This window comes from Sediminibacterium soli (genome assembly GCF_009939225.1).
GTDB classification, from domain to species: Bacteria; Bacteroidota; Bacteroidia; order Chitinophagales; family Chitinophagaceae; genus Sediminibacterium; species Sediminibacterium soli.
Window position 1 is genome coordinate 178,603 of record NZ_JAACJR010000003.1, and the last position, 20,882, is coordinate 199,484.

A 20,882-nucleotide genomic window follows, 5' to 3' on the forward strand; every position below is an offset into this window, starting at 1 on the left:
TATGACAAAGCGGATCGGGCAGGAGCGCGCTGTTGCCCATCGGGTTGGTTCAACACAAAGCAAATTATCGTGTTTTGAAAGCAGGGGGTGCTTACTGATTAACCTATCCTTATCCATTTTTAACAGGGCGGCGGGGAAGCGGCCGCAATAGGCCTGCGCTTATTCTCCCAGCGTTTCCACCCTTCTTTTTCCTTCCAGGAATTTTTGCCGGATCACATCCTGTACGGGGGTATGGTTGATCTTGCTCTCGAGCCAGGAGATGATATCGAGGTACATAAACGCACGGCTTTCGAGACGGTTTTTTTCCAGCGGCCGCAGGCTTGCAAGCAGGGACTCGAACTGGGGCTTCAGCTGCCGGGGTGTGAGATGGAACGATTGCCGCAAAAAACGGAACACCTGTTCTTCCACTGCCCCCAGGTTCTGCATTTTGGCCATGAAACGGTAAACGGATTTCAGCAGGTACTCGAGCAGGTCAAAATGTCCCAGCTCGTAGTGGGCAATAAGGTGCAGCAGCCGCGCATAACATTGCAGATCGGTGCGCAGGTCCATCTTCCAGTTGATGATCTTGTTGAGGTAATCGATGCTGCTGCCAAAATCGCCGCTGCCAAAATACAGCGATGCGATCTTGTAATAAAAAACCAGTATGCGGTGCCTGTCGAGGTACAGTTCGTATTGCTGCAGTCTTTCTTCCAGTTCCGGAACCAGTTCCAGTCCTTTTGTAAACGTGCCCTCGAGAAAATGTTTGTTGATGCGCGCCGTTTGAATGTATACGAATGTCTGCACCACGTTGTTGCGGTTCTGCTGTACCACATCGGTTTCGGCAAATGCTTCAAACGCTTTGATGACTTCGTTGAACTTCTGGTAATTGCGCAGGTCAAAATGCGCGCTGAGCAGGTTGTGCATGCCCTTGATATAATGCGCCGTCTCTATCGCGATCATCTTGGGATCGTTATGGAAAAGATCCACCCATTTTTGGCAGTAACGGTAATACACCAGCAGGTCCTGTGTTATGAAGGCATGCCAGCAGTAACACTGGTACAGGTACAGCCGTTCGTAAAACCCTTCGCAGGACCTGGCCTGCAATACCGCGGCTTTCAGCAGCAGACTATCCACTTCCGCCGTATCCTCCGCATTGCGCGAATGTCCATTGCGGATATACCAGCTGTACAGTTCAAGCGAAAGATCCGACAGTCCGCTTACCAGGCTCAGCCTGGCCGTAACATTCTCCGCCTCGCGGCTTAAGGTCTCGGCCCTGTCCTGCATACTTCGGGTGATATGCAGCGATTCTATTTTCTTCTCCAGAAACAATGCCTGCAGCAGGTAGGTGGCCTGGTAATTTGCCTTTGCCTGTTCCTTTATGCGGTCCAGCGTTTTGAGGCTCTGGTAGTACAGTCCCTTGTTATACAGTATCCGCGCATAATCCAGCTGCTCATGCAGGGCCAGGTCTATATTCGCTTCGGGGTTAAGCAAACGAAGACTGCTCAGTATCTCCCTGTACAGATGCGCTTTGAGATTGGATAGCTGCTGTTTCTGAATACCGGGGTTTTTGGCCAGCAGCTGTTCTTCATCGTACAGCTTCATCTTGTCGAGCGCATCAAATAACTGCACCACTTTCAGATCGCCCGAACCGGAGTTGCGCGTCATATAGAGTTTGAAATTGCGCTTTTCTGACCTTTCCAGCGATTGGACCAGTTGAAAAAGCATATCGGTGGAGCGGTTGGGCATCGTAAATCATTTAACTACAAATAAATCAAAATCAATAACTTAAGTATTGGCTGGTCGGTTTATAGACCGTAAAATACCCCCAATTTTGATCTTTTCGGGCATGTGTACCTGAGTATATTCGATATGGCAGGCTATCAGGTTTGTTATTAAAGGCAATCGGTAACAAAAATAAATAGCCTGCCTTTTTTTATCTAACGATTCAAAAAACTGTTTTACTTCCATGGAGCAGGTCTATATTTTCGATACCACACTGCGCGACGGCGAACAGGTTCCGGGCTGCAAACTCAATACCAGGGAAAAGCTGGAACTGGCATTGAAACTGGAAGCGCTGGGAGTGGATATCATTGAAGCGGGTTTTCCGATCTCGAGCCCCGGCGATTTTGAATCGGTGGAAGAGATCTCCAAAATCATCAAAAATGCCACGGTTTGCGGACTGAGCCGCGCCGTTCAGAAAGATATCGAAGTGGCCGCGGCCGCATTGAAGCATGCCAAAAAGCCGCGTATCCACACCGGTATCGGCACTTCCGATTTCCATATCAGGTCCAAATTCAATTCCACGCGGGAAGAAATTCTCGAGCGCGCCGTTCAGGCGGTTAAATGGGCCAGGAATTTTGTGGATGATGTGGAGTTCTACGCAGAAGATGCGGGCCGTACCGATAACGAATACCTTGCGCGGGTGATCGAAGCGGTGATCAGGGCCGGTGCCACGGTATTGAACATTCCCGATACCACCGGCTACTGCCTGCCCGAGCAATACGGCCAGAAGATGGCTTACCTGAAGAACCATGTTCCGAATATCGACAAAGCCATTCTCTCCTGTCATTGTCATAACGACCTGGGCCTGGCCACCGCCAATTCAATTACGGGCGCGGTTGCAGGGGCAAGACAGATAGAATGTACCATCAACGGTCTGGGCGAAAGAGCAGGCAATACATCGCTCGAAGAAGTGGTGATGGTACTGAAGCAGCACAAACACCTTGGTTTGTACACCAATATCCATACGCAGATGCTGAACCCCATCAGCCGCGAGGTGGCCGATACCATGCGTGTACCGGTTCAGCCTAACAAAGCAATCGTGGGCGGCAACGCGTTCTCGCATTCATCCGGTATTCACCAGGATGGATTCCTGAAAGACTCACAGACCTACGAGATCATCAACCCCGATGAAGTGGGCGCCGATGGCAGCAAGATCGTGCTTACCGCACGCAGCGGCCGCAGTGCGCTGGCGCACCGTTTGCAAAAGATCGGTTATTCCTTTAACAGGAACGATGTGGATGTATTGTACGAATCATTCCTGCGGGTGGCAGACAGTAAGAAAGAAGTGGAAGAGGAAGACCTGCACCAGCTGGCGCGTGCATATAAACAGGAGCCGGCAACAGTTTAGGATTTTCTCATCAGTATAGTTTTAGTTTGAGAGCGTGGCGCTTCTGCGTCACGCTTAATTTGAATCTTCGTTTATGCCAAAGACATTATTTGACAAGATCTGGGAAAAGCACGTTGTACAGCAGATAGAAGGCGGGCCTTCCGTATTGTATATCGACAAACATTTTATTCATGAAGTAACCAGCCCGCAGGCATTCAAAGGGCTGGAGAAAAGAGGACTTAAGGTGTTTCGCCCCCAGCAGGTAGTGGCAACGGCCGATCACAACGTGCCTACCATCAACCAGCACCTGCCTATCAAAGACGAGTTATCGCGCCTGCAGGTGCAGCAGCTGATCGAGAACTGCAGAAAGCACAACATAGAATTATACGGTCTGGGTCATCCCTTCCAGGGTATTGTGCATGTGATCGGTCCCGAACTGGGCATCACGCAGCCGGGTATGACCATTGTTTGCGGCGACAGCCATACCTCCACACACGGTGCATTTGGCGCCATCGCATTCGGCATCGGCACAAGTGAAGTGGAAATGGTGTTTGCCTCGCAGTGCCTGTTGCAGAGCCATCCCAAACTGATGCGTATCAATATCGACGGTGAATTGCCGAAGGGCGTTGTTTCGAAAGACATCATTCTTTATATCATTTCAAAGATCACTGCAAGCGGCGCCACAGGCTATTTTGTAGAATACGCAGGCTCTGCCATCCGCGCACTGTCGATGGAGGCAAGAATGACCATCTGCAATATGAGCATCGAAATGGGTGCACGCGGGGGCATGATCGCACCCGACGAAACCACATTTGCGTATATGAAAGGCAGGTTGTTTGCACCGGGCAACGGCCAGTGGGAGCAAAAACTTGCTGAATGGAAAGAATTGCACAGCGATGAAGATGCGGTATTCGATACCGAACTCAATATCGATGCGGCCGATATTCAGCCCATGATCACCTACGGCACCAATCCGGGACTGGGTATTGCAATCAACGGCCAGGTGCCGGCAACAGATTCCATAGCCGATGAAGGCGAGCGGAAGAATATCGTTAAGGCACTGCAGTACATGGGACTCGAAGGAGGTAAATCCTTATTGGGTATGCCCGTGCAGCATGTGTTTATCGGCAGCTGCACCAACTCGCGCATCGAAGACCTGCGGCAGGTTGCCGCACTGGTGAAAGGAAGGAAGAAAAATGAACATGTGCAGGTGATGATCGTTCCCGGTTCGCAGCAGGTGGCCAAGCAGGTACAGGCGGAAGGACTTGATAAGGTATTTGCCGAAGCAGGGTTTGAAATACGCCAGGCGGGATGCAGCGCCTGTTTGGGTATGAATGAAGACAAGATACCTGCAGGCGAGTACTGCATCAGCACCAGTAACCGCAATTTCGAAGGCAGGCAGGGCGCAGGCGCCAGAACATTGCTTGCGAGCCCGCTTACCGCGGCAGCGGCCGCTATCACCGGCGTGGTAACGGATGTGCGGGAACTGATGGGGAACCAGTAATTAATGACCAATAGCGGAGACCCGGTGTCTCCTTGTTAAAATTTTACAATGGATGCATTAAAGACCATACAAAGCCGGTTTGTTCCGCTTCCGATGGAAAACGTGGATACGGACCAGATCATACCCGCGCGTTTTTTGAAAGCGACTACGCGCGACGGGTTCGGTAAAAATCTGTTTCGCGACTGGCGTTATGAGAACGACGACGAAGCAAGACCCAAAACAGATTTTGTGCTCAACCAGTCGCAATACAACGGCGGGATACTGGTGGCAGGGAAGAACTTCGGCTGCGGCTCTTCGCGCGAACATGCGGCATGGGCCATTAAAGACTATGGATTCAAAGCGGTGGTATCGAGTTTTTTTGCAGACATCTTCAAGAACAACTCGCTCAACAACGGCCTGCTGCCGGTAACAGTGAGTGAGGCTTTCCTGACAGCTGTTTTTGCGCAGAGTAATGAGGCCACACTTACCATCGATCTCGATAAACAGACCATCACCATCGATGCAACAGGAAAAAGCGAAGACTTTGAGATCAACGCTTACAAAAAAACCTGTCTGCTGAACGGCTACGATGATATCGATTATTTATTAAGCATAAAGCCGGCGATCGAAGTATTCGAAGCACAGGCACACTGATCCGCTATGCATACAGCCACCCTTTTGCAAGTGAATGACCTGGCGGTAAAACTGTCTGGCAGCGCTTTGCTGGAGGGTATTTCTTTTTCGCTGCAAAAAGGAGAACACCTGGCTGTTGTTGGCCCTTCGGGCAGCGGTAAAACAACGCTGATCAATGCACTGGCGGGTAAATGTTTTGCCAACGGCAGTATACATTTCGCCGGCGACGCAAAACCTGCGATAGCGGTGATCACGCAGCACCACCAGTTCAAAAGTCTTTCCAATCTCAGCTCTTTTTATTACCAGCAGCGGTTCAATTCCGCTGATTCGCAGGACAGCAGTACGGTAAAGGAAGACCTGCTGTCGAAAGGTTTTTCGGGTGGCGAAATAGAATCACAACTCGAACAGCTGGGTATGACACATGTAGCCGGCACACGCCTGATACAGTTGTCCAACGGCGAGCACAAAAGATTTCAGCTGGCCCAGGCCTTATTAAAAAAACCTGACTGGCTGTTGCTCGACAGTCCTTACACCGGCCTGGATGCGAAAGCCAGGGCCACCCTTAATCATATCATCGATTCGCTGGCAGAAAGTGGAATGAACATACTGTTGGTTACTTCCGAAGCCGATATGCCGTCGTGTATCACACATGTTGCATTGCTTAATGCGGGTAAACTGCGTGCTTTTCTTCCTGCGGGCCAGATTAACACCGTTAAACAGGAAAACGCCAGCGCGGTTTCTTATCCCCTCCGCCCCGTTAACCTCGCCGGCTGGCGGCCGTCTTCAGACGCCGATTTCTCTGTTGCCATCAAAATGGTGGACACGAATGTGGTGTATGACGACAGAAAAATACTGCACAATATCAACTGGGAAGTGAAGAGAGGGGAATGCTGGAATGTGTCGGGTCATAACGGATCGGGCAAATCCACATTGCTAAGCCTGGTGAACGGCGACAATCCGCAGGCTTTTGCCAACGAGATCTATCTGTTCGACAGAAAAAAAGGCACAGGCGAAACGATATGGGATATCAAACAGAAAATAGGGTATGTGTCGCCGGAGCTGCACCATTATTTCGAGCCGGGTATTTCCTGTTTCCAGGTGGTGGCTTCGGGATTGTTTGATACCATCGGTTTATTCAGACAGCTGAATGAAGCGCAGAAGAAAACGGTGGAGGAATGTATGGAGCTGCTGCATATCCGGCAGTTCGAAAAACGCGTATTCAGCCGGTTGTCGAACGGAGAGCAGCGTTGTGTATTGCTGGCAAGGGCCCTGGTTAAAAATCCGCCGCTGCTGATACTTGATGAACCCTGCCAGGGACTGGATGCAACCGTTTCCGCGCAGTTTATCGCGTTGATCAATGACATATGTGTGCAACTGAACAAAACGCTGATCTATGTAAGTCATTACGAAGCCGAAATACCGCCCTGCGTAACGCATACGCTGAAACTGGAGCAGGGAAAAATAGCCGCTTAGAAAACTAACTGAAACTACTATACAAGATGGAAAAGAAAATTGCAGTCATTTTAGGAGACGGGATCGGTCCCGAGGTCACGCGACAATCGATCAAGGTGCTGAATACGATCGCCAAACGTTTCGGACATGTATTTCAGTATACCGAAGCGATCATGGGCGCCGATGCGATAGACAAAACAGGCAACCCGCTTCCCGATGAAACCATCGCTGTCTGTCTTGCGAGCGATGCCATTCTTTTTGGCGCCATCGGTCACCCGAAATACGATAACGACCCGACGGCAAAAGTCCGTCCGGAACAGGGTTTGCTGAAGCTGCGCAAAGAGCTGCAGTTATTTGCAAATATCCGTCCCATAAATACCTATGCGGCCCTGCAGCATTTATCGCCGTTAAAGGCAAAGCAGCTGGCCGGTGTGGATTTCATCGTATTCCGAGAGCTGACAGGCGGCATTTATTTCGGAAAAAAGCAATTAAGCGAGGATGGTGCAAGCGCTGTTGATGAATGCACCTATACAAGAGTGGAGATCGAAAGGGTAACCCATCTGGCATTTCAATATGCGCAAAAAAGAAAGAACAAACTGACCCTGGTAGACAAAGCAAACGTACTGGAGACATCGCGTTTGTGGAGAAAAGTGGTGCAGGAGACAGCGGCGCAGTACAGTGATGTGGCGGTGGATTACATGTTCGTGGACAATGCGGCCATGCAGATCATACTCAATCCATCGCAGTTTGACGTGGTGCTTACAGAAAATATGTTTGGAGATATTATCAGCGATGAGGCAAGTGTGCTGAGCGGATCACTCGGGTTATTGCCTTCTGCATCTGTGGGCAATAAAACCGCTTTGTTCGAGCCGATACACGGGTCTTATCCGCAGGCTGCGGGAAAAGACATAGCCAACCCGCTGGGATCTATTCTCTCTGCAGCGATGTTGCTGGATCATTTCCAGCTGACAGAAGAAGCAGAAGCCGTGCGTAAAGCGGTTGAATGGACGCTGGCCAATGGGTTTGTTTCAAAAGATATCGATCCTGTCAATAATTATTCCACCACCGCTATCGGCGACCTGGTGAGCGATCATATTGAACGGCACAGCAGGCATAACCATCATGCCAGCGTAAACCAGTCGACGATCATCTAACACAACTAACGCATGTTTGTAAAAAACCTGCGCGATTTGTGGTACAGTTCTTTGTTTTTTTAAAAAGGCGGGAGTATATTCGTTCTGACAAATCTTTTATGTTCAGAAACAGGATACATACGGTAATGGGTATTGCTACGGTAATTATTATTGTGGTAGTCATTATTGTCCCTGTACTGCATGGAGGAGGCGTTCATTGCTGATTAAAGCGAACCAACATACGAACCCCGCCTCCACCAGGCGGGGTTTTTTGTTTTCGCCCGGTAAAAACAATGTATATGGCAAGTTATTATGACAACAACACGGTGATCTATCACAACGGCGCTTTTGTAAAAGCCGCCGATGCAAAAATGGACCTCTACAGCCAGTCGCTGCACTATGGCTATTCTGTTTTCGAGGGCATTCGTTCCTACAGGACGGCAGACGGTGAAACAAAGATCTTTAAGGTAAAAGAACACTACGACAGGCTGCAGGCTTCTGCCGCGGCGCTGAACCTGCCTTACACATGGAATACGCAGGAGCTGACTGATATCACTTACGAAGTGCTGAACCGAAACGGACTGGGCGATGCGTATATACGTCCGGTGATCTATGCGCCGGCAAATATGTCGTTCAACCCGAACGCCGAATCATTGATCGTAATAGAGGCATGGGAGATGGCGCCGTTCCTGGGAGAGAAACTGCTGCGTGTGACGGTATCGTCTTTCCAGCGTCCCAATCCCAAAGGATTTAAGATACATGCCAAGGCGGCAGGTCATTATGTGAATTCGATCCTGGCCAGCCAGGAAGCAAAAGGCAAAGGCTATGATGAAGCCCTGCTGCTCGATATGAACGATAAAATAGCCGAAGCGCCGGGTGCGAATGTGTTTTTCGAAAAAGCAGGCGTGTTGTATACCCCTGCGCTTGGCAACATACTGCCAGGTATTACAAGGGCCACGGTGCTGGAACTGTGCGATGAGTTGAACATACGCGTTGTGGAAGGGCAGTTTACCCAGCAGGACCTATACGGCGCGGATGCCGCTTTCTTCTGCGGAACGGCTGCAGAAGTGGTGGGTTTTCAGTCGCTGGATGATGTTGGTTTTGCAATGCCATGGGAAGAAACGCAAAGCAGGCTGGTACAGATTGCGTACAAAAACCTGGTGGTGGAGAATAAGACGGAATTGGTAAATGAAATAACAGGGATTGAATAAAATCTCTGCGTAACGCAGAGGGTAACAGAAAAAGATGGCAGAGTTAAACAAATACAGCAAAACGATCACACAGGATGTGACGCAGCCGGGCGCGCAGGCGATGCTTTACGCGATCGGTTTTAAAGACGAAGATTTTCAGAAGGCACAGGTAGGCATTGCCAGTATGGGATGGGACGGCAACCCCTGTAACATGCACCTCAACGACCTGGCCACTACAGCACGCGCCAGCGTGAACGGAGTGGAGGGACTGATCGGTCTTCGTTTTCATACCATTGGTGTAAGCGATGGTATCAGTATGGGAACGGATGGCATGCGCTACAGCCTGGTGAGCCGCGATGTGATTGCCGACAGTATCGAAACAAATGCTGGTGCACAATATTATGATGCGCTGATCACGATCCCCGGCTGTGATAAAAATATGCCCGGATCGATCATGGCCATGGCCAGGCTGAACCGCCCGTCGATCATGTTATACGGCGGAACCATTGCGCCGGGGCATTACAAAGGGCAGGACCTGAACCTGGTTTCTGCCTTCGAAGCATTGGGACAGAAAATAGCCGGCACGCTCGATGAAAGCGATTTTAAAGGCATCGTTCGTCACGCCTGTCCTGGCGCCGGCGCATGCGGCGGTATGTATACGGCCAATACCATGGCAAGTGCGATTGAAGCGCTGGGTATGAGCCTGCCTTATTCCTCTTCCAATCCTGCGATGAGCGAGGAAAAACAGAAAGAATGCGCGGAGGTTGGCAAAGCGATCAGGTTATTGCTCGAAAAAGATATCAAACCCAAAGACATCATGACGCGTAAGGCGTTCGAGAACGCCATTACGGTGATCATGGTACTGGGCGGAAGCACCAATGCCGTACTGCACCTGATCGCCATGGCCAAAGCCGTAGGCGTACAGCTTACGCAGGATGATTTTCAGGCTGTCAGCGACAAAGTGCCCGTACTGGCCGATTTCAAGCCAAGCGGTAAATACCTGATGGAAGACCTGCACGCGCATGGCGGCGTACCCGCGGTGATGAGGTATTTACTGAGCAAGGGTATGCTGCACGGCGATTGTCTTACCGTAACGGGAAAAACCGTTGCCGAGAACCTGGCCAATGCCCCGGTGCTGGATTTTACAAAGCAGGATATCATCTATCCGCTGGAAAAACCATTGAAAGCAACCGGTCACTTGCAGATACTCTACGGCAATCTTGCCGAGGGTGGCAGTGTTGCCAAGATCAGCGGTAAAGAAGGCGAGCGTTTTGAAGGAACGGCCCGCGTATTCGACGGGGAGCATGAGCTCATTGCCGGACTGGCAAGCGGCCGCGTGCATGCCCGTGATGTGGTGGTGATCCGCAATATCGGTCCCAAAGGCGCGCCCGGTATGCCCGAAATGCTGAAACCAACCGGCGCGATTATTGGGGCCGGACTGGGTAAATCGGTGGCGCTGATCACCGACGGCAGGTTCAGCGGCGGCACACATGGATTCGTGGTGGGACATATCACCCCCGAAGCATTTGACGGCGGCCTGATAGGTCTGGTAAAAGACGACGATATCATAGAGATAGACGCAGTGAAAAACAGCCTTACGCTGAAAGTGCCCGATGAAGAGATCGCCAGACGTAAAAAGGAATGGAAACAGCCTTCTCTGAAAGCAACATCAGGTGTTTTATATAAATACGCAAAACTGGTACGTCCCGCATCAGAAGGATGCGTGACAGATGAAAACTGATTTGAAAATTTGAAAATGGTCATATCATCAGCCCGATAAAAAGCAGCCATTTTCAAATTTTCAAATACTCAAATTTTCAAATTAAAAAAGCTATGAATACAGTTGAAGACATCAAACCCGCTGCAGCCGCTAAAGCAACAACAGAACTGTCGGGTTCGCAGGCTGTGCTGGAAGCATTGATAGCCGAGAGTGTGGATACCATTTTCGGTTATCCCGGCGGTGCCATCATGCCTATCTATGATGCTTTGTATGACTACCACGAGAAGCTGAAACACATCCTGGTCCGTCATGAGCAGGGAGGCATTCATGCAGCGCAGGGATATGCCAGGTCGTCGGGTAAGGTAGGCGTTGTGTTTGCCACCAGCGGACCCGGTGCCACCAACCTGGTAACGGGACTGGCAGATGCCATGATCGACAGTACGCCATTGGTTGCCATCACCGGTCAGGTGTTTGCACACCTGCTCGGCACGGATGCGTTCCAGGAGACAGATGTAATCAATATCACCACGCCTGTTACCAAGTGGAATTACCAGGTAACCGATGCAACGGAGATACCTGCCGTGCTGGCCAAAGCATTTTATATCGCGCGCAGCGGCAGACCGGGGCCGGTGCTGATCGATATCACCAAGAATGCGCAGCTGCAGAAGTTTGCGTACAAGGGATATGAAAAGAGCTGCCATGTGCGCAGCTATCGCCCCAAACCGATCGTCCGCAAAGAATATGTGGAAGAAGCGGCCAGGCTGATCAATGCGGCGGAAAAACCGTTCATTGTATTCGGTCAGGGTGTGATACTGGGTAAGGCGGAAAAAGAATTCCGCGCATTTGTGGAAAAATCAGGTATCCCGGCGGCCTGGACAATACTCGGATTGAGTGCCTTGCCAACCGATCACCCGCTGAATGTGGGTATGCTTGGTATGCATGGCAACTACGGACCCAATGTGATGACGAATGAATGCGATGTACTGATCGCCATCGGTATGCGCTTCGATGACCGTGTTACCGGCAGGCTCGATAAATATGCAAAGCAGGCGAAAGTCATTCATCTTGATATCGATCCCGCAGAAATAGACAAGAATGTAAAAGCAACCGTTGGCGTTTGGGGCGACTGTAAAGAAACACTGCCTATGCTGACCAAACTGGTTGAGGAAAGGGTGTACCCAAAATGGGTGGAGAAATTCCGCGCCTACGAGCAGGAAGAGAACAAGGAAGTGGTGTTTGAAGAATTGCATCCGTCTACGGAGAAGATGACCATGGGCGAGGTATTGCGTAACCTGAATGAACTCACCGGCGGCGATGCGATCATTGTCACCGATGTGGGCCAGCACCAGATGGTGGCCTGCCGGTATGCCAAATTCAACCAGACAAGAAGCAATATCACATCGGGTGGTTTGGGTACGATGGGCTTTGCGCTGCCCGCTGCGATAGGCGCCAAATTCGGGGCCATGGACAGAACGGTGGTAGCCATCATCGGCGATGGGGGCGTACAGATGACGATACAGGAACTGGGAACCATTATGCAGACGGATCTCGATGTGAAAATATTGATCCTAAACAACGAATTCCTGGGTATGGTGCGGCAGTGGCAGCAATTGTTCCACGATAAGCGTTATTCTTTCGTGGATATTACCAGCCCGGATTATGTACAGGTTGCCAAAGGATATGGTATTGACGGAAACAAAGTAACCGATCGGAAAAACCTCAGACAGTCATTGCAGACTATGCTGGAACACAAAGGCTCTTACCTGCTCGAAGTAATGGTGGGAAAAGAGAACAATGTTTTCCCGATGGTGCCACAGGGATGCAGTGTAAGCGAAATACGTTTAAAATAAACAGCATGAAACAGGAATTCACCATAACCGTTTACGCGGAAAACCATATCGGCCTGCTGGTTCGTGTGGCCACGATTTTTTCGAGAAGAAAGATCAATATAGAGAGCCTCGGAACATCGCCTTCCGAAATAGAAGGCATACACCGCCTCACCATCGTGATCGAAGAGACCGAGGAAGTGGTGCGCAAACTGGCGCGCCAGATAGAAAAACAGGTTGAGGTACTGAAAGTGTACTATAATAACGGCGAGGAAATCGTATGGCAGGAACTGGCATTGTATAAAGTGCCCACAGACGTGATTGCCGAGAAAGTAAAAGTGGAACGCCTGCTTCGTGAGTACGGCGCCCGGGCTGTTGTGATCAGAAAAGACTATACCATTTTCGAAACCAGCGGCCACAGGGAAGAAACAGATAAACTCGTGAATGTGCTGGCGCCGTACGGACTGATAGAATTTGTGAGAAGCGCACGCGTGGCCATCATCAAAAACAGCAAAGGCTTCCACGAAAAACTCAAGGAATTCGAAGAAACAGAACCCGGCCAGGAAGTGGTGGAGAATGAATTCCTGAACAAACAGGACGAAGTGTTTACGATGTGAGAAAGGTCGGTAACAATCGGCAATCAACAAATTGGCAATCAATAAACAAGTAATCAACAAACAAAAAAGACCTAATCATGGCAAAATTAAATTTCGGCGGAGTGGAAGAGAATGTTGTGACTCGCGATGAGTTTCCCCTGGCAAAAGCGCAGGAAGTTCTGAAGAACGAAGTAGTGGCGGTGATCGGCTACGGCGTACAGGGACCCGGCCAGGCATTGAACCAGAAAGAAAATGGTGTCAACGTAATCGTTGGTCAGCGTAAAAATTCCAAAAGCTGGGATAAGGCCGTGAAAGATGGTTTTGTACCGGGGCAGACACTCTTTGAAATCGAAGAAGCGCTCGAGAAAGGAACGATCATCTGTTACCTGCTCAGCGACGCTGCCCAGATAGCTATGTGGCCCACGGTAAAAAAACACCTTACGCCGGGCAAGGCGCTGTATTTCTCCCACGGCTTTGGTGTTACGTATAACGACCAGACAGGCATCATACCTCCTGCGGATGTGGATGTGTTTCTGGTGGCACCGAAAGGTTCGGGTACCTCGCTGCGCAGGATGTTCCTGCAGGGCCGCGGTCTGAACAGCAGCTACGCCATCTTCCAGGATGCCACGGGCCGTGCATATGAAAGAGTGGTGGCACTGGGCATCGCCATCGGCAGCGGATACCTGTTCGAAACCGATTTCAAAAAAGAAGTGTACAGCGATCTTACCGGCGAACGCGGTACGCTGATGGGAGCGATACAGGGAATTTTTGCGGCTCAGTACCAGGTGCTGCGCTCCAAAGGGCATTCGCCTTCGGAAGCATTCAATGAAACCGTTGAAGAACTTACGCAGTCACTGATGCCGCTGGTGGCTGAGAATGGTATGGACTGGATGTATGCAAACTGTTCCACTACCGCGCAGCGCGGTGCACTTGACTGGTGGAAAAAATTCCGCGACGCCACTTTGCCCGTATTCACCGAATTGTATGAAAGCGTGGCGGCAGGCAAGGAAGCCGGTAAATCTATCGAAAGCAACAGCAAAACAGATTACCGCGAGAAGCTGGAAGAAGAACTGAAAGAACTCCGCGAAAGCGAAATGTGGCAGGCAGGCAAAACGGTAAGAGGCCTGCGTCCCGAAAACCAGCAGGCTGCCTCCTGAGCATAAACCCATAAGCAAATCCACCGGAAAAGAAGGCGATACGGGTGTCAAAACCTATGGCCTTCTTTTCTCTCTTCCTGTCGGCAGGAAGTCTGTGGATGGGCACCATCGCCGGTTACCCTGCCCGCAGAGTACCTGAAACCGCAGACAACAAAATGCAAAAACAGTACACCCTACCGGTTCCGCAGCTCGATTTTCAATCGGCCGTATTGCGGCTTAAGAACGTTGCCACGCGTACACCGCTTACGTTCAGTCTCAGCCTCTCACGCAGGTACCAGTGCAATGTTTACCTGAAAAGAGAAGATCTTCAGGTGGTGCGCTCCTATAAACTGCGCGGGGCCTACAATATGATGAACAGTTTGCCGCAGGCGCAGCTGAAAAAAGGGGTGGTATGCGCCAGCGCCGGTAACCATGCACAGGGGTTTGCCTATAGCTGTAAAAAACTGGATGTGAAAGGTGTGGTATTCATGCCGATCATTACTCCGAACCAGAAAGTGAACCAGACAAAAATGTTCGGGGATGGTAACGTAGAAGTAAAACTGGTAGGCGATACTTTTGACGACTGCGCGGTTGCCGCGAAGCATTTTACCGCGGAACACGGCATGACATTTATCCCGCCATTTGAAGATATCAGGATCATTGAAGGACAGGCAACCGTAGGCATAGAGATACTGGAGGATCAGCCGGATATCGACTACCTGTTTGTTCCCGTCGGCGGAGGCGGACTGTGTTCGGGGGTGGGCACGTATTTCAAGACCTTTTCCCCAAAAACAAAGATCATCGGTCTGGAACCCGAGGGCGCACCTTCCATGAAACGCGCCATCGAAAACGGCGCCCCCATAACACTCGGACAGATAGAACGTTTTGTGGACGGGGCTGCAGTACAGCGCGTGGGCGATCTTACATTCAGTATCTGTAAGGAAGTATTGGACGATATGCACCTTGTTCCCGAGGGGAAAGTATGTTCTACGATCCTGAAACTGTATAATGAAAACGCGATCGTGGTGGAACCCGCCGGGGCCCTGTCGATAGCCGCACTGGACGATTATGCAGAAGAGATCAGGGGAAAGAATGTGGTTTGCATTGTCAGCGGCAGCAACAATGATATCGATCGCATGCAGGAAATCAAAGAGCGTTCGCTGCAGTATGAGGGACTGAAACATTACTTCCTGGTACGTTTTGCACAGCGCCCGGGGGCATTGAAGGAATTTGTGAACCATGTGCTCGGTCCCGACGACGATATCACCCGTTTTGAATACATGCAGAAGCACAACAAGGAAACAGGTCCGGCACTGGTGGGTATTGAACTGAAATCCAAATGCGATTATGAAAAGCTGCTGGCGAACATGCAGCGGTACCAGATCAACTTTACGGAATTAAGACAGGATGATAACCTGTTCGGATACCTTGTATAAACAGAGAAAATATATTTCGTTGTTAGATTTAATTCCCTATCTTCACGGTAGACAATGATACAGCAGCAGTCATACAACCGTATTTCTACCCAAACAGTCTCCCTGTTTGCGGCTGCTATTATTACGATTACATCTACAACAACCCTGTAAAGGGTTATACATTTTCATATCATCGTCTGGGCTTCACAGCTGTTTTCCGACAAAGGGTCTCTCTTTTCTTTATTCACATTAACACAACATGCAGGTAGTAAAATTCGGCGGCAGTTCCGTTGCGAACGCGGCCAACATACAAAAAGTAGTATCGATCGTTAAGGAACTGGTCGATAAAGAACCGGTGATCCTGGTGGTTTCTGCCCTAAGCGGCGTAACCGACCTGTTACTGAAAACCGGCGAGCTGGCATCGCATGCCGATGAGTCTTACAAACCATCTCTCAAAGAAATGGAGCTGCGGCATCTTGATACAGTTCGCGAACTGTTACCGATACAGCACCAGAGCGCCACACTCAGCCTGGTAAAACAACAGTTCAACGAACTGGATAATATCTGCGACGGTGTTTTCCTTCTCGGAGAACTGTCGGCAAGAACAAAAGACAGGATCGTAAGCTATGGAGAGCTGCTGTCTTCGCTCATCATATCCGCCACTTTTCAGTCGCTGCAGACCAACCAGCACTGGCTTGATTCGCGAAAGCTGATCGTTACCAACGAACGGTATGGCAATGCATCGGTGGATCACCAGGCCACAGAAAAAAGAATCAGTGAATACCTTTCGCAGCACAGGCACCGGCTGTATATAGCGCCCGGGTTTATTGCAAGCGATGCACATGGCAATACCACCACGCTGGGTCGCGGTGGCTCAGACTATACAGGCGCCATATATGCCGCGGCGGTACAGGCATCGGCACTGGAAATATGGACGGATGTAAGCGGGATGATGACGGCAGACCCGCGACTGGTTCAGAATGCAAGACCCATTGCACAGATCTCTTACCAGGAGGCAATGGAGCTCTCGCATTTTGGTGCAAAGATCATTTATCCGCCCACCATCCAGCCTGTGATGAACAGGAATATACCGGTATGGGTGAAGAATACCTTCGAGCCCGCCGCCTACGGTACGCTGATAGAAAACAAAACCACCGCATCGGATGGCATCATCCGTGGCATTTCCAGCATCAACGCGGTAAGCCTGCTAAGCCTGGAAGGAAGCGGCATGATCGGGATACCCGGTTTTTCGAAACGCCTGTTTGAAGCGCTGGCCAATGAAAATGTGAACGTAATCCTGATCACCCAAAGTTCGTCCGAACACTCTATCTGTGTTGCGATCAACGAAGCAGACACCTATAAAGCCAAACAGGCCGTTGACGGCGCATTTGACTACGAGATAAAGAACGCCCAGCTGGATCCCCTGAAAGTGGAGCTGGGTTTGTCGATCCTGGCGCTGGTGGGCGAACAGATGAAAAGCCATCCCGGCATCAGCGGTAAAATGTTCGGTGCGCTGGGCCGTAACGGTATCAATGTACGGGCGATAGCGCAGGGCTCTTCGGAGAAGAATATATCGGCGGTGATCTCTTTCCCCGATGTGCGTAAAGCGATCAACGTATTACACGAAGTGTTTTTTGAAACAACCTACAAGCAGCTGAACGTATTTATTGCGGGCGCCGGAAATGTAGGCGGCAAATTACTGGCACAGATAGCCAAGCAGGCATCGTTCCTGCAAAACGAACTGAGGCTGCAGCTGCGTGTGATCGGTATCGCCAACAGCCGCAGGATACTTTGCGAGGAAGAAGGCATCGATCTGGCTAACTGGAAAGAGCAGTTAAAAACTTCAGGAGAGGGTAATATCCATGATTTTGTACAGCAGATCATCCGTAAAAATCTTCGTAACAGCGTATTTGTAGATGTCACCGCCAATGCCGAAGTGGCATCGGTATACGGAAAACTGCTGGAGAAAAGCGTTTCCGTGGTGGCATGTAACAAGATAGCCTGCTCCTCGTCGTATGCCTCGTACAAACAGCTGAAATCGCTGGCGAGAGAATACAACGCTTCTTTCTTTTTCGAAACCAATGTGGGCGCGGGTCTGCCGGTGATCGGCACCCTGAACGACCTGTTGCGGAGCGGCGATAAAGTAAACAGGATACAGGCGGTGTTATCGGGCACGCTCAATTTTGTATTCAATCATTACGATGGCAAACGGCCATTTGCCGAAGTGGTTCGGCAGGCGCAGGATGAAGGCTATACCGAACCGGATCCGCGGCTTGACCTGGGCGGCACCGATGTGATGCGCAAGATCATGATCCTTGCCAGGGAAGCCGGCCAGCAGCTGGAAATGGAGGATATCCACAACGAATATTTTCTGCCGCAGTCTTGTTTTGCAGGCAGCGTGGAGGACTTCTACGCAGAAATGGGGCGGCAGGAAAAACATTTCAGGGCCCTGTACGATTCGGCTGCGGCGGAGAACTGCAAACTGAAATTTGTTGCCTCATACGAGAACGGCCATGCATCTGTTGGGCTGAAGCATATTCCAGGCGACTCAGATTTTTACCACCTGTATGGAAAAGACAACCTGGTTTTGTTCTACACAGACCGCTATCCCGAACAGCCGCTGGTGATCAAAGGCGCCGGCGCCGGCGCCGATGTAACGGCATCGGGTGTATTTGCGGATATTATCAGGGTGGCGGGATAGGATGATAAAAATGCGCAGTGTTTGGGTTTTCTATACGAGCTAAAAACAATGTTAACAAATCAAGCCATGGTATCTCCACATAATAAAACCGTTTCCGTACGCAGTCCGGCTACCGTTGCCAATATGGTTTGCGGGTTCGATGTGCTGGGTTTTGCAGTAAGGGAACCTTACGACGAAATGCGGATCTGCTTTTCGGATACGCCGGGTATCAGCATCGTTAACGAAGATGATTTCGGACTGCCTGCAGACCCTCAGAAAAATGTGGCCGGCGCAGCACTGCTGGCCATGCTGGAAGAAGTGGAAATAGAGGCAGGTCTGACCCTGAGGATAAGAAAGCACATCAAGCCCGGCAGCGGCGTAGGTTCCAGCGCGGCAAGCGCAGCGGGTGCTGTGGTGGCAGCGAACCATTTGTTCGGAAACCTGTTCGACAAAAAAGACCTGGTCCGTTTTGCCATGCACGGAGAAAAACTTGCGTCGGGCGTAAAGCATGCCGATAATATAGCACCCTGTATTTATGGCGGCGTTACGCTGATACGTTCGATACATCCGCTGGATATCATTCCGATCGCATCACCCGAGCTGTTCGTTACCATTGTTCACCCGCAGATTGAAGTGCGCACCGCCGATGCGCGCAGCATACTGAAGCAGCAGGTACAGTTAAAGGATGCGATCAGGCAATGGGGTAATATCGCCGGACTGGTGGCCGGACTGCTGCAAAACGACCACGACCTGATCGGCAGATCGCTGGAGGACGTGCTGATCGAACCCGTTCGCAGCATACTGATACCGGGTTTTGACGAAGTGAAAAGAAAATGCAGGGAAGCAGGTGCGCTCGGCGGTGGTATCTCGGGCTCAGGCCCTTCGATATGCATGCTGAGCAAAGATGCCGTTACGGCAAAACAGGTAGAACAGGAAATGAAATGTGTATACGACCGTCTGTCTTTGCCGCACCATACCTATGTTACCACCATTCATCCTTCGGGCATTGAGGTCATGAACGACTGACGAATGCCTATTCTCCATTGTTATTGAATCCAACATGAATTATTTCAGTTTACACCAACAGTCGCCGGTAGTTGATTTCAGGGATGCCACTTTGCAGGGACAGGCGCCCGACAAAGGTTTGTATTTCCCGCAATCCATACCGGTGTTCGAAAAAGACTTTATCTTCCATATCGAATCGCTTTCCCCGGCGGAGATCGCATTCCGTGTTATGCGGCCATATACGGGCAATACGATCCCGGAGGAAGACCTGCTGCGTATCGTTTCTGAAACCATCGGCTTTCCTTTTCCGCTGGTGGATATTACGGGCAGCATTGCATCGCTTGAATTGTTTCATGGGCCCACACTTGCCTTCAAGGATGTGGGCGCCAGGTTTATGAGCCGTTGCCTGGGCTATTTTTCCAGAGACACGGATAAGAAAACAACGGTACTGGTGGCCACTTCAGGCGATACAGGCGGCGCCGTGGCAAATGGATTTTTGGGTGTGGACGGCGTGGATGTGGTGATACTGTATCCTTCGGGAAAAGTAAGTCCCGTACAGGAGCTGCAGCTAACCACCTGCGGTCAGAATATTACCGCGCTTGAAGTGGACGGAAGTTTTGACGACTGCCAGGCGATGGTGAAAGACGCGTTCATGGATGCATCCCTGATGACGCACCGGAAGCTGACATCGGCCAATTCCATTAACGTGGCGCGCTGGCTGCCACAGCAGTTGTACTATCTCTTTGCCTGGCGGCAATGGAAGGACAAGGATCACCCGCCCGTGATCTCCGTACCCAGCGGTAATTTCGGAAATCTTTGTGCAGGCTTACTGGCACATTGCAGCGGTTTGCCGGTAAAGCAGTTCATCGCAGCCTGCAATGCAAACGATGCGGTGGTTGATTACCTGAATACCGGCCGGTATGCGGCAAAAAAAGCGGTAGCCACCCTCTCCAACGCGATGGATGTAGGAAGCCCCAGTAATTTTGTACGCATACTGCAGCTGTTTCAAAACGATCACCACCTTGTTGCGCAGAAAATAAAGGGATATTCGGTAAGCGATGCGCAAACAAAAGAAACGATTGCAAAAGTATACCGCGCCACAGGGTATACACTTGACCCGCATGGCGCCGTGGCCTACCATGCCCTGCAGGAATACCAGGAAAATAACCCGTTGGAAAAAGGACTGATACTGGAAACGGCCCACCCGGTTAAATTCCCCGAAACAGTGGAAGCCGCAACAGGCGCCCAAATTCCCGTACCCGATTCAGCACGGGAGTTATTTGGCCGCGAAAAGAAAAGCATACGCATAAACCCCGAGTTCTCCGCACTGAAAGAGTTCCTGTTTTCCTGATCCCCCTTTGTGCATTCTAAGTTCTTTGTTTAACCAAATATCTTTTGTTAAAGGTGCCATTAGGATAGGTTGGTTTATGCAGGCCATCGGGGTCTTGGCTTCAGCTATGCGCGGTGATAGTAAAACTTGTTTTTCGTATCCCTCTGTGTACCTCCGTGCCCCTGTGCCTCTGTT

At 50.6% G+C, this 20,882-nt stretch carries 15 protein-coding genes; 14 read left to right on the forward strand and 1 reads right to left on the reverse strand.

Annotation, left to right across the window (positions count from 1 at the left end; translation table 11 throughout):
* Nucleotides 1-159: 159 nt before the first annotated feature.
* Entirely contained in the window at nt 160-1,725 is a 1,566-nt protein-coding gene (locus GWC94_RS00910) for a hypothetical protein (RefSeq protein ID WP_161833126.1), read from the reverse strand.
* 220 nt (nt 1,726-1,945) lie between these two features.
* Between GWC94_RS00910 and GWC94_RS00915 the strand changes: the two genes are divergently transcribed.
* From GWC94_RS00915 to thrC, 14 genes are all read left to right on the forward strand, one after another.
* Entirely contained in the window at nt 1,946-3,109 is a 1,164-nt protein-coding gene (locus GWC94_RS00915; RefSeq protein ID WP_161833127.1) for a 2-isopropylmalate synthase, read from the forward strand.
* A gap of 73 nt (nt 3,110-3,182) precedes the next feature.
* Entirely contained in the window at nt 3,183-4,592 is a 1,410-nt protein-coding gene (leuC, locus tag GWC94_RS00920; protein WP_161833128.1) for a 3-isopropylmalate dehydratase large subunit, read from the forward strand.
* 48 nt (nt 4,593-4,640) lie between these two features.
* Entirely contained in the window at nt 4,641-5,225 is a 585-nt protein-coding gene (gene leuD, locus GWC94_RS00925; protein WP_161833129.1) for a 3-isopropylmalate dehydratase small subunit, read from the forward strand.
* A 6-nt stretch (nt 5,226-5,231) separates the two neighbouring features.
* Nucleotides 5,232-6,677, forward strand: a complete 1,446-nt coding sequence (locus GWC94_RS00930; protein ID WP_161833130.1) for an ATP-binding cassette domain-containing protein — start codon at nt 5,232-5,234, stop codon at nt 6,675-6,677.
* A gap of 26 nt (nt 6,678-6,703) precedes the next feature.
* Nucleotides 6,704-7,810 (forward strand): 3-isopropylmalate dehydrogenase, encoded by a 1,107-nt coding sequence (leuB, locus tag GWC94_RS00935; RefSeq protein ID WP_161833131.1) that lies wholly within the window; start codon nt 6,704-6,706, stop codon nt 7,808-7,810.
* Nucleotides 7,811-8,088: 278 nt separating this feature from the next.
* The gene (ilvE, locus tag GWC94_RS00940; RefSeq protein WP_161833132.1) at nt 8,089-9,000 is read left to right on the forward strand and encodes a branched-chain-amino-acid transaminase; all 912 of its coding nucleotides are present in this window, start codon (nt 8,089-8,091) and stop codon (nt 8,998-9,000) included.
* A 34-nt stretch (nt 9,001-9,034) separates the two neighbouring features.
* A complete protein-coding gene (gene ilvD / locus GWC94_RS00945; RefSeq protein ID WP_161833133.1) occupies nt 9,035-10,720 on the forward strand; it encodes a dihydroxy-acid dehydratase in 1,686 nt (561 codons plus the stop codon).
* Between the two features lie 92 nt (nt 10,721-10,812).
* Complete coding sequence (gene ilvB / locus GWC94_RS00950; protein ID WP_161833134.1) at nt 10,813-12,549, forward strand: biosynthetic-type acetolactate synthase large subunit; 1,737 nt, start codon at nt 10,813-10,815, stop codon at nt 12,547-12,549.
* A 5-nt stretch (nt 12,550-12,554) separates the two neighbouring features.
* The gene (ilvN, locus tag GWC94_RS00955; protein WP_161833135.1) at nt 12,555-13,142 is read left to right on the forward strand and encodes an acetolactate synthase small subunit; all 588 of its coding nucleotides are present in this window, start codon (nt 12,555-12,557) and stop codon (nt 13,140-13,142) included.
* 77 nt (nt 13,143-13,219) lie between these two features.
* Nucleotides 13,220-14,278 carry a ketol-acid reductoisomerase gene (gene ilvC / locus GWC94_RS00960; protein WP_161833136.1) on the forward strand — a complete coding sequence of 353 codons (1,059 nt, stop codon included), beginning with the start codon at nt 13,220-13,222 and terminating at the stop codon, nt 14,276-14,278.
* A gap of 56 nt (nt 14,279-14,334) precedes the next feature.
* Nucleotides 14,335-15,693 carry a threonine ammonia-lyase gene (ilvA, locus tag GWC94_RS00965; RefSeq protein WP_235918414.1) on the forward strand — a complete coding sequence of 453 codons (1,359 nt, stop codon included), beginning with the start codon at nt 14,335-14,337 and terminating at the stop codon, nt 15,691-15,693.
* 238 nt (nt 15,694-15,931) lie between these two features.
* The gene (gene thrA, locus GWC94_RS00970; RefSeq protein ID WP_161833137.1) at nt 15,932-18,373 is read left to right on the forward strand and encodes a bifunctional aspartate kinase/homoserine dehydrogenase I; all 2,442 of its coding nucleotides are present in this window, start codon (nt 15,932-15,934) and stop codon (nt 18,371-18,373) included.
* Between the two features lie 66 nt (nt 18,374-18,439).
* Nucleotides 18,440-19,378 carry a homoserine kinase gene (locus tag GWC94_RS00975; RefSeq protein WP_235918415.1) on the forward strand — a complete coding sequence of 313 codons (939 nt, stop codon included), beginning with the start codon at nt 18,440-18,442 and terminating at the stop codon, nt 19,376-19,378.
* Nucleotides 19,379-19,412: 34 nt separating this feature from the next.
* Complete coding sequence (thrC, locus tag GWC94_RS00980; protein ID WP_161833139.1) at nt 19,413-20,708, forward strand: threonine synthase; 1,296 nt, start codon at nt 19,413-19,415, stop codon at nt 20,706-20,708.
* Nucleotides 20,709-20,882: the final 174 nt, after the last annotated feature.